We start from the raw sequence: 11701 nt of genomic DNA, 5'->3' as shown, positions 1-11701 counted from the left end.
GACGTCAAAAGTAATAAAATTGTTTAGTAAATAATGACTTGTTTGAAAATATAACATATTGTTTTTTTTTGTGATTTTTATGCGGAATTTGTATTTTTGAGTTCCTGTTAAATTTGATGATTTTTACCTTAATTTTTTTAGATTTTATTTTTTATAAGTTGATGAAATTTAGAGAAAAAAAACGTTAAAATCATGTTGATAACTAATTGTCTGAATCCTTTTATTTTAGTTTGTTTAATGCTATTTTAGCAAGGCTTCAAACCTAACAATAGTAAGATATTTCATGAGTCAAGAAACAAAATATACCGAAGATAATATCAGGTCTTTAGACTGGAAAGAGCATATAAGAATGCGTCCCGGAATGTACATTGGTAAATTGGGCGATGGGTCTTCTGCAGACGATGGAATTTACATTCTTGTAAAAGAAGTTTTAGACAACTCTATAGATGAGTATGTTATGGGCGCCGGTAAAACCATTGAAATCTCTATTCATGGAAGCAAAGTTATTGTTAGAGATTACGGACGTGGAATTCCTTTAGGGAAAGTAGTTGACGTAGTTTCTAAGATGAATACTGGTGGAAAATACGACTCTAAAGCGTTTAAAAAATCGGTAGGTTTAAATGGAGTTGGTACTAAGGCGGTAAATGCACTTTCGTCATTTTTTAGAGTAGAATCTTCTCGTGAAGGAAAATCTGCTTCGGCAGAATTTAGCCAGGGAAATTTAGAAAATCAGGAGTTTTTAGAAGAGTCATCTCGTAGAAAAGGTACTAAGGTTTCGTTTATTCCGGATGAAGAAATATTTAAAAAGTACAAATTCAGAAATGAGTATGTAGCCAAAATGTTAAAATATTATGTGTATTTAAACCCCGGTTTAACCATAATTTTTAATGGAGAAAAATTCCTTTCGGAAAATGGATTGAAAGATTTATTGGAAGATAACAACAATGTAGATGATATGTTGTATCCAATAATTCACTTAAAAGGAGATGATATAGAAGTTGCCATTACCCATAGTAAAACGCAATATTCAGAAGAATATCATTCTTTTGTAAATGGGCAACATACCACGCAAGGAGGAACGCATCAATCTGCATTTAGAGAAGCAATTGTAAAAACAATTAGAGAATTTTACGGCAAAGCTTTTGAAGCTTCAGATATTAGAAAATCTATTATTTCTGCGGTTGCTATTAAAGTGATGGAACCTGTATTTGAAAGTCAGACAAAAACAAAATTAGGTTCTACAGATATGGGAGGAGATTTGCCAACTGTAAGAACGTATATTAATGATTTCTTAAAAACAAAACTAGATAATTACCTGCATAGAAATACAGATGTTGCAGATGCGTTACATAGAAAAATTGTTCAGGCAGAGAAAGAGCGAAAAGAACTTTCTGGAATTAGAAAATTAGCAAAAGACAGAGCTAAGAAATCTAGTTTACACAATAAAAAATTAAGAGATTGTAGAATCCATTTGGGGGATACAAAAAAAGAAGCGTATTTAGAATCTACACTTTTTATTACAGAGGGAGATTCTGCATCTGGTTCTATTACAAAATCTAGAAATGTAAATACACAAGCCGTTTTTAGTTTAAAAGGAAAGCCTTTAAATTCTTACGGATTAAGTAAGAAAATTGTGTATGAAAATGAAGAATTCAATCTTTTGCAAGCAGCATTAAATATAGAAGATGGTTTAGAAGATTTGCGTTATAATAATATTGTAATTGCAACCGATGCCGATGTAGATGGTATGCACATTCGTTTGTTATTGATTACATTTTTCTTACAATTTTTCCCTGAATTAATAAAAGAAGGGCATTTATATATTTTAGAAACTCCGTTGTTTAGAGTTCGAAATAAAAAAGAAACGTTTTATTGTTATTCTGATGAAGAGAAACGAGAAGCAATTGATAAATTAAGGGGAAAACCAGAGATAACTCGATTTAAAGGTTTGGGAGAGATTTCTCCGAATGAATTTGTGCATTTTATTGGTAATGATATTCGTTTAGATCCTGTAATGTTAGATAAAGAAATGTCTATTGAGCAAATGCTAGAGTTTTATATGGGAAAAAATACTCCTGACAGACAGAAGTTTATTATTGAGAATCTAAAGGTTGAATTAGATACGATTGAAGAGGATGAAATATAATAAAAAACTAATTAAGAATATTCTTACCGGAATTTTTGCTTTGATTTTATTGTTTTGGTTGTTTCAAATAGATTGGAATAACATGTCTAGTAAATCTAATTCTGGTGCATTCTTTGGAGTTTTATCTGGTACATTGTTTATAATTTCTATGCAAATAAAAAATAAAGAACCTAAAAAGTAAGCATGAAAACTGGAGGTTTCAATTTGGCACTTCCAATTCTGAAACGATGAGTTTACGTTATGCTCCAATGGTTTTTACAGAACAAGGAGTTACCATATTATCTAGCTTATATGAATTGGTGGAGAAGAAAGAAAATACGCTAGAGAGAAATAAAATTGGTTTTAAAAAAGGAAAAAAAATAAAGAATATAGTTGGTAAATATACTTGCGTTAGGGATTGAAGTGACATCCTTTTTTATTTTTCATAAAAAAGATACAACGAAAAGCCCGACCTTTAGGTAACGCCCAAAAGCTTTATCTACATTTATATTTTAAATATAGAAAAATACATAGTTCAACGATTAAACTGTTAAACGTTTAAAAATGAGTGAAGAAATTAACGAGAACGAACACGAAGAAGAATTAACGAATCCTGAAGATCAATCTGATTCTCTAGAAAATCCGGCAGAAGCAGTAGAAACCATAACCAAAGTTACAGGGATGTACAAGGAGTGGTTTTTAGATTATGCTTCTTATGTAATTTTAGAAAGAGCGGTTCCGTCGTTAGAAGATGGGTTAAAACCAGTGCAGCGTAGAATTATGCATTCTATGAAAGATTTGGATGATGGACGTTATAATAAGGTAGCGAATATTGTTGGTCATACGATGCAATATCACCCACACGGTGATGCTTCTATTGCTGATGCCATGGTGCAAATTGGTCAGAAAGAATTGCTGATTGATATGCAAGGGAACTGGGGTAACATTCTTACAGGAGATAGGGCTGCTGCTTCTCGTTATATTGAGGCTCGTTTGTCTAAATTTGCCTTGGATGTTGTTTTTAATCCGAAAACTACTGCTTGGAAAATGTCTTACGACGGACGTAGAAAAGAGCCGATAGATTTACCTGTAAAATTTCCGTTATTGTTAGCACAAGGAGCAGAGGGAATTGCGGTTGGTTTGTCTACTAAAATATTACCACATAACTTTATTGAATTAATAGATGCTTCTATAAAATACTTAAAAGGGAGAAGTTTTAAAATTGTTCCTGATTTTTTAACAGGAGGAATTGCAGATTTTACTCATTATAATGATGGTAAACGTGGGGGAAAAGTAAGAGTTCGTGCTAAAATTCATCAACTAGATAAAAAGACGTTGGTGATTACTGAAATTCCGTTTTCTACGACTACCACCACTCTAATTGATAGTATTTTAAAAGCCAATGATAAAGGGAAGATTAAAATAAAAAAGATTGAAGATAATACAGCTGCAGAAGTAGAAATATTAGTCCATTTGCCGCCAAATGTATCGCCAGATAAATCGATTGATGCGTTGTATGCTTTTACAAGTTGCGAAACATCTATATCGCCTTTAGCATGTACCATAGAAAATAATACACCTGTTTTTGTAGGTGTTTCTGAAATGTTAAAACACTCTACAGATTTAACAGTTCAGTTGCTTAAAAAAGAATTAGAAATTCAGTTAAACGAACTAGAGGAGCAATGGCACTTTTCTTCTTTAGAGCGTATTTTTATAGAAAACAGAATTTACCGAGACATAGAGGAAGAAGAAACTTGGGATGGTGTAATTGAGGCGATAGACAAAGGATTACAACCACATATAAAACATCTAAAACGTGCGATTACTGTAGACGATATTACACGTTTAACAGAAATTAGAATTAAGAAAATATCTAAGTTTGATATTGATAAAGCAAGACAATTTATAGAAGGTTTAGAGGAAAAAATTGCTGTAGTTAAAAATCATTTGGCAAATTTAATAGAGTTTGCCATAAACTACTTTAAGCGATTAAAAGAGACTTACGGAAAAGATAAAGAGCGAAAAACAGAAATTAGAATTTTTGATGATATTGTGGCTTCTAAAGTAGCAATGAACAATGCAAAACTCTATGTAAATAGAGAAGAAGGGTTTATAGGAACTTCTCTAAAAAGGGATGAGTTTGTAACTGATTGTTCTGATATTGATGATGTTATTGTCTTTAGAAAAGATGGTGGAATGATGGTCTCAAAAGTAGATTCTAAAACCTTTGTGGGGAAAGATATTATTCATGTTGCTATCTTTAAAAAGAAAGACAAAAGAACCGTTTATAACTTTATGTATAGAGATGGAGCAAGAGGCATGTCTTATATGAAGCGTTTTAACGTTACGTCTGTTACAAGAGATAAAGAATACGATTTAACCAACGGAAATAAAGGGTCTATTGTGCATTATTTTAGCGCAAATCCAAATGGAGAAGCAGAAGTTGTAACTGTTAATTTACGTGCAGCTGGTAGTGTTAAAAAATTAAAATGGGATATCGATTTTGCAGATTTAGCTGTAAAAGGTAGAGCGGTAAGAGGAAATAGAATTACAAAGTATGCTATTAAATCTGTAGATTTTAAATCTGAAGGTGTTTCTACATTAAAACCTCGTAAAATTTGGTTTGATGATACTGTGCAGCGTTTAAACGTTGATGAAAGAGGTGAGTTGCTGGGTGAATTTAGAGCTGAGGATAAGTTATTGATTGTTACACAAAGTGGAAAAGCAAAAGCGGTAAAACCAAACTTAGCAATGCATTTTGAAGATGATATGATTGTCTTAGAAAAATGGAAACCTAATAAGCCAATTTCTGCAATATATTTTGATGGTGAAAAAGAGCGTTACTATGTAAAACGTTTTTTAATTGAAACAACTGAAAAAGAAGAAGAATTTATTTCTGATCATGTAAAAAGTCAGTTAGAAATTGTTGCAACTGATTATAGACCAATCGCTGAAGTTCAATTTTCTAAAAGAAGTTTAGAAAACGAAGAAGTTAATTTTGAAGAATTTATAGCTGTAAAGGGTATAAAAGCACAAGGAAATCAATTAACAACGGATAAAATTAAACAGGTTAATTTATTAGCGCCTTTACCTTTTGAAGAACCAGAAGAAGAAATATCTGATGATATGGAGGTTGTTGATGAGGAAGTTATTGAAGATGAATTGCCTATTGATATTCCAGTACCAGAAACTAAAAAACCTATTTTAGAAGAACTTTCTGCAGAAGAAAAAGCAAAAATTGCATTACAAAAATCGATAGCAAGAAAAAAAGCAGAGCAGAAAAAAATAGATGATGAAAATCAGACAAAATTGTTTTAATAAATATTTATTTTAAGGTTTTATGGAAGATAATTCTAGATTAAAGGATAACGATAAAAAGGAAGATAAGTCACCTGAGATTCAATATCAAAAAGACAAAACAAAACAGCAACAAGAGCAACAACAACAATAATAATAATAATAATAATAATAATAATAATAATAATAGGAACGTTTGCATGAAATTTAAGGCACTACTACTTTTTCTTTTTTTTGTAGTATCTACTTTTTCTCAATCTGAAATTTATTATTTTAAAGATGCTAATAGCAGTTTAAGTTATAGTAACATTGCTCAAGAAGAATTTAAACCTCTAAATAAACAAGTTTTAGAAAAACATTCTGATGCTACTTTTTGGTTTAAAGTGCCTGCTAATAAAACTGACTTAAATTATATATTTAGAATTAAAAGTATAAGAGCCACTAATGCAAAGGCATATCAAAATTTAAGTGAAATTAAAAAGTTGAATAACCAAAGGTATTCATCTTTTAAATTTTCTAGAGGATCACCAATCTATATAAAAGTTAGTTCTAATTTTAGTTCTTATTTTCCTGTTGAATTAAATATAGTGGAAGATGCTACTTTTGAAGAAAAAATACAATTACTTATTGATGGTTTTTATTATGGAGTCGCTTTTTTAGTAATTTTGTTCAGTATTAATTATTTTTATTTTTTTAAAGACAATTCATTTTTATATCATGCCTTTTTATTGGCAAGCTTAACGCTTAGTTTTATTTTATCGGACGGTATTTTGCATTTATTTGCTGTAGATGAAAAAAATATTGAATTTTTAATTCTTTTAAATTATGTGATACTCACATATTGTTCTTCTAAGTTTGCTAATGGTTTTCTGTTAATAGATGACTATTATCCTAAAGTAAAAAATTATACTTATGTTATAGGTGGTGCTATTATTCTATTTGTAATTTTATTTTTAATCTTTAAAAAGAATGATTTATATATAATCTTAGGTATTTTAACATCGATAATTCTACTTATCTATTGGTTTTTAGGTGTGTTACTTTTTAAGGAAAACACGCATACTAAATTATTTACGTTTTCTTATGTAATTATATTGTTTAGCGGAATAGATTTTTATGTTTTAAAAAATTTCGGAATTTCTTTATTTGAAACCAATGCCACTAATTTAAAAATAGGTGGTTTTATACAGATTATAATCCTTTCATTTGCTGTGATATATAGGGAAAAGGATTTAAGAAAGTATAACTCTTTAATGAAAAATGAGATTATAAAGTTTTCAGAAGAAATAGAGCAACTTACAATACAAGAGGAACCTATAAAGATAAAATTAGATGTTTTAAGTTTTAGAGAAAGAGAAATTTTTAATTTAATTGTATCTAGTAAATCAAATAAAGAAATAGCCGCTGAAGTAAATATCTCTGTAAATACTGTAAAATTTCATGTCAAAAATATTTATGGAAAATTAAATATTAAAAGTAGAAAAGAAGTTTTAACATTAAAAAAAGTCATAAAACACTAGGGCTTTTAGTTAAAACCACCCAAATACTACCCCAATACTACCCGTAAAATAAATAGAATTACTTAATATATATAGTAAATTTGAAATATAAAATTACCCCCAATAATTTTAATAGTAAAGACCTCCAATAGAAATATTGAAGGTCTTTTTTTTATTTCATTTTCTCAAAAAATGTCATTTTATAATCGGGCAATAAATCTGGATTTGTAATTTTAATAAAATCTTTTAAAACTAAATCAGGTCTCGTAGCAGCTAATTCATAATATATAATTCCGCCCGTTTTTCCTTTCTTGATTGTAGATGTATAAACTTTATCATTTTTAAAAGCATCAAATTCAGCATAAATTTTATTGCTTTGTAATAATTGCTCTTTGGTAGAAAAAAATCCAGGAGAAATCCAATATTCAGCATTCTGACCTTTATCAAAAATACTTTCAAAACTTAGAGACAAACTTCCTTTTCCTTTTGTGTCTTTCCATAAGTAATTAAGGTTTGCGTCATTTATAAATTGTGCCACAAAACTTTCTCCTGCAGGTAAATTCCAAATATCTTTACTCATGATTGCACCAGACAAAATGGTTGGTTTTTTTGTTGATTTTAGTGCGATTTGTTTTGCTGCTAAATAATTACTTTCAATTACTTTAAAAATACTATCAGCTTGTTTTTCTTTATCAAAAAGAACACCAAAAAATTTAATCCATTCTGCTCTTCCTAAAGGAGTTTCTTCTAACCAATCTCCATTATAAATTACATTTATTCCTGCTTTCTGTATAGTTGTTAAGCTTTTATCTGCAGAAGTAACACTATAACCAACCACTAATTCTGGCTGTAAGTCTAATAGTATTTCAGTATTTAAAGAGGTTTCTTTTCCTATTTCTTTTATTTTTCCTGCATCAATTAACTGTCTTGTTTTTTCTGAAGATACATATTTAGCATAAGGAAAACCGATAATTGAAGTTTCTTCGTTTAACAACTCAACCATAGGGATATGTGTTGTAGAAGTAACTACAATTTTTTGAATAGGAGTAGAGATGGTGTTTTCTAAAGGTGTATTATTTTCTGATTTATTTTTAATAATATATTCAGTAACTTCTTTAGAGTTCTGATAGGCAGATTTTATAACTAACTTTTTAGCGCCATTATCTTCTACAATATCAAATCCCTTTGCGTACTTAATACTACTTTTTACTTGTGTATGATTATCAACTTTAACAGCTTCTTTTTTACAAGAAACGGTCATCAACAAAAATAATAAAACAGGAATTAAATTTATGTTTTTCATTATGAATATACTTGATTTTCTTGCTCTTGAACTCTAATAAAAGTAGTTCTTTTGGTCAATTCTTTTAACCTACTTGCACCAACATAGGTACATGTAGATCTAATTCCGCCTAAAATATCTATAATAGTATCGTCTACATTTCCTCTGTAAGGAACTTCAACCGTTTTTCCTTCGGAAGCTCTATAATTTGCAACACCACCAACATGTTTATTCATGGCTGTTGTAGAACTCATTCCGTAAAAAGCTTTAAATTTTTCTCCATTTTTTTCAATCAATTCACCACCACTTTCTTCATGTCCAGCAAGCATGCCGCCTAGCATTACAAAATCTGCACTACCACCAAAAGCTTTAGAAAGGTCTCCAGGAATTTTACAACCTCCATCAGAAATAATTTGTCCACCCATACCATGCGCTGCATCTGCACATTCTATAATAGCAGAAAGTTGCGGATAACCAACTCCAGTTTTTACACGAGTTGTGCAAACCGATCCCGGACCAATACCTACTTTTATAATATCTGCACCAGCTAATAATAATTCTTCAACCATTTCTCCAGTGACTACATTACCTGCAATAATTACTTTGTTAGGATGGGCTTTACGCATTTTCTGAACAAAATTTACAAAATGTTCCGAGTAGCCATTGGCAACATCAACACAAATAAAGTTTATTTTCGGAAATTCGGATAAAATTTGTTTTACTTTTTCAGAATCATCTTTTCCTGTCCCTGTACTAACGGCAATATTATTTAAAGTTTTTTCATCAGCTTTTGCTGCAAATTCTCTCCATTCTTCTATAGAATAATGTTTATGAATTGCGGTGAAAAGTCCGTGTTTTGCAAGTGCTTTTGCCATTTCAAAAGTACCAACAGTGTCCATGTTTGCAGCCATTATAGGAATTCCTTTCCAGACAACATCGCTGTGTAAAAAAGTAAACTCTCTTTCTAAACTTACTTGTGATCTCGATTTTAGTGTAGATCGTTTTGGACGAATCATTACATCTTTAAAACCTAACTTTAATTCATTTTCTATTCTCATTTCTATCAAAATTATCAATCCTTAAAGGTATAAAATTTGGAAACGAATTAATTAGATTGTTCATAAGAATGCATATATATTTGCAAAGATTTTGGTTTTGATGTAGAGATAATTTGCATCGAATTAAAAGGGAATCTGGTTAAAATCCAGAGCTGTTCCCGCAACTGTAAGTTTATACTAAGTTTGTGCTGAGTTTATTTTTAGCATCATTTAGTCCCTCTTTAGAGGATGTTATTAATTCTTTTACCACTGACATTTTTTTGTTGGGAAGGTATAATAACATAAAACGAGTCAGGAAACCTGCCATAAATCACGAGTTTAAAACTTTCGGGATAAAGGTTTATGTACTAATTCTATTTTGTACACAAATTTACCTGATTTATTTAGATTCCTTGTTTAACAAGGAGTGAAACATTATTGTTTTCTTGTAAAAGGAGAAGACTTAAATTAAATCATTAAAAATGAAAAAACAATTATTAATTGTTGGTGTTTTGGCATATAGTTTTGCTAGCACAAATCTTTTTGCACAGCAAAAAGAAAAAGTAGAAGCTTTAGATGAAGTTGTTGTTACAGCAACAAAATTCAATCTAAAAAAAGAGAATACTGGTAAGGTAATTCAGAAAATTACTCAAAAAGAATTGCAACAAAATGCTGGTAAAAATGTTATTGAAATTCTAAATAATGTTGTTGGTATTGATGTTAGAGGTGTAAATTCTAATGCATCTGAACCAAGAAGTATTAATATTAGAGGAGGAAGAAATAGACAATTTTTGGTTCTAATTGATGGTGTGCCAGTTACAGATCAATCTGCAATTAATCAACAATTCGATTTACGTTTATTAGCCGTTAGTCAAATAGAATCTATTGAAATTTTAAAAGGAGCATCATCTACATTGTACGGTTCTGGAGCAGCTACTGCAGTTATTAATGTTGTTTTAAAGAAAGCATCAGCAGATAAAATTTCTGGTTCTTTTGAAACAAGTGTTGGTACAAATAATACCGCAAATGTTAAAGAAAGCGGATTGTCTGACAATAACCAGAATGTAAGTTTAAACGGTACTTTAGGAAAACTTAATTTCTTAGGTTCTTTTAGTATTACTGGAACAGACGGAATGTCTGCTGCAAAAAGTAAAACAAATGCTGTTTATGAAAATGATAGTTTTTACAGTAAAAATGCGTTGTTAAAATTAGGTTATGCGGTAAATGATAAGTTTTCTATAGAGACTTTCTTAAATTATGATAATTTTGATTATGATTTTGACGCAGGGGCTTTTTCTGATAGTGATGCAAATACTGGAGATCAAGAGCAGTTTAGAGTTGGTGTAAAACCAAAATACACTTATAATAAAGGAGAAGTTTACTTATTAGCCTCTGCAAATGTGGTAGAAAGAAATTTAGAGCAATTCAATTCTTATGGTGGTACTTTAGATAGCTACGAGTTTGTTGGTAGAAGTGTAAATTTAGATTTAGTAAATAGATATGATTTTAAGGATGGTAAAATTCAATTAATTACGGGTTTAAATTACCAAATTCATAGTAATAATACAGTTACTCCTTTTGCCGAAATTGAAAAAGGAATTGCAAACTTTAATACTGTAGATCCTTATGCAAGTGTAGTGTATATAACAGATTTTGGTTTAAGTGCCAATGTAGGTGGACGATTAAATATTCATAATGTATATGGTAATCATGCAGTTTATGACGGAAATCTTGCGTACTCAGTTTTAAAGAATGAAAATGCTACTATTAAGTTATTAACCTCTTATAGTACGGCTTTTATTACACCAAGTTTGTATCAATTATATGATGGTTTTTCTGGTAATTTAGATTTAAAACCAGAATCTAATGAAACTTTTGAAGCAGGTTTTGATGTAAATTATAAAGATTGGCTTCAGTTTGATGTGGTTTATTTTAATAGAAAAGAAGAAGATGCAATTATTTATGATAATGCTACTTACAAATACGGTAATGGTTCTTCAGATGCAAATGGTTTTGAAATAAATACCAATATTACACCTGTTAATTTCTTAACTGTTAACGCTTCTTATACGTATGTAGATAAAGATAAAACAGAAGATTTTAACGATTATATTCCTGCAAATAAATTTGTAGCAGGTTTAGATGTGGATGTTTTAAAAAATACATTCTTCAATATTACTTATAAAAATGTAGGAGATAGAAGTATTTATGATAGATATGGTTCTTTTGGAACCGCTGGAGAAGATGTTACTTTAGAGAGTTATCAAGTATTAGATTTTGCTGCTAATTATAAATTATTAGGAGACACTGTAACTTTATTTGGTGGAGTTACAAATATTTTAAACGAAGATTATGATGATATTTTAGGGTTTTCTACACGTGGTAGAAACTTTAAATTAGGAGTAAGACTTCAGTTTTAATATAGGGAAATTTGCTATTTTCGAAAAGAGGAAGAAGACCA

At 29.9% G+C, this 11701-nt stretch carries 8 protein-coding genes and 1 riboswitch; of the genes, 6 read left to right on the top strand and 2 right to left on the bottom strand.

Translation table 11 applies throughout. The annotated features are described in order from the left end of the window. Positions 1-283: 283 nt before the first annotated feature. The 5 genes from H0I27_RS09765 to H0I27_RS09745 all read left to right on the top strand — a co-directional run bounded on the left by H0I27_RS09765 (position 284) and on the right by H0I27_RS09745 (position 6942). Positions 284-2146, top strand: coding sequence for a DNA topoisomerase IV subunit B (locus H0I27_RS09765; RefSeq protein ID WP_218730529.1), 1863 nt, complete (start codon positions 284-286; stop codon positions 2144-2146). Beyond that, positions 2136-2327 carry a hypothetical protein gene (locus tag H0I27_RS09760; RefSeq protein ID WP_218730528.1) on the top strand — a complete coding sequence of 64 codons (192 nt, stop codon included), beginning with the start codon at positions 2136-2138 and terminating at the stop codon, positions 2325-2327. Before H0I27_RS09765 ends, H0I27_RS09760 begins: the two co-directional genes overlap by 11 nt. A gap of 46 nt (positions 2328-2373) precedes the next feature. Continuing rightward, the gene (locus tag H0I27_RS09755) at positions 2374-2547 is read left to right on the top strand and encodes an ORF6N domain-containing protein (RefSeq protein WP_218730527.1); all 174 of its coding nucleotides are present in this window, start codon (positions 2374-2376) and stop codon (positions 2545-2547) included. Positions 2548-2689: 142 nt separating this feature from the next. Next, positions 2690-5443 carry a DNA gyrase/topoisomerase IV subunit A gene (locus tag H0I27_RS09750; protein ID WP_218730526.1) on the top strand — a complete coding sequence of 918 codons (2754 nt, stop codon included), beginning with the start codon at positions 2690-2692 and terminating at the stop codon, positions 5441-5443. A 179-nt stretch (positions 5444-5622) separates the two neighbouring features. Further along, entirely contained in the window at positions 5623-6942 is a 1320-nt protein-coding gene (locus H0I27_RS09745; protein ID WP_218730525.1) for a LuxR C-terminal-related transcriptional regulator, read from the top strand. Positions 6943-7093: 151 nt separating this feature from the next. On the opposite strand, the gene H0I27_RS09740 is transcribed toward H0I27_RS09745, so the two are convergent. Further along, on the bottom strand, positions 7094-8224 hold the full coding sequence (locus H0I27_RS09740; RefSeq protein ID WP_218730524.1) for an ABC transporter substrate-binding protein: 1131 nt from the start codon (positions 8222-8224) through the stop codon (positions 7094-7096). Continuing rightward, positions 8224-9261, bottom strand: a complete 1038-nt coding sequence (locus H0I27_RS09735; protein WP_218730523.1) for a GMP reductase — start codon at positions 9259-9261, stop codon at positions 8224-8226. The genes H0I27_RS09740 and H0I27_RS09735 overlap by 1 nt, the downstream gene beginning before the upstream one ends. Positions 9262-9336: 75 nt before the next feature. Beyond that, positions 9337-9584: riboswitch (cobalamin riboswitch) on the top strand. Positions 9585-9722: 138 nt separating this feature from the next. Between H0I27_RS09735 and H0I27_RS09730 the strand changes: the two genes are divergently transcribed. Continuing rightward, positions 9723-11660, top strand: coding sequence for a TonB-dependent siderophore receptor (locus H0I27_RS09730; protein ID WP_218730522.1), 1938 nt, complete (start codon positions 9723-9725; stop codon positions 11658-11660). Positions 11661-11701: the final 41 nt, after the last annotated feature.

The organism is Polaribacter sp. HaHaR_3_91 (genome assembly GCF_019278525.1).
Classification (GTDB): domain Bacteria; phylum Bacteroidota; class Bacteroidia; order Flavobacteriales; family Flavobacteriaceae; genus Polaribacter.
The sequence above is the reverse complement of the archived record's forward strand: the minus strand, read 5'-3'. Positions and strand labels throughout refer to the sequence as shown.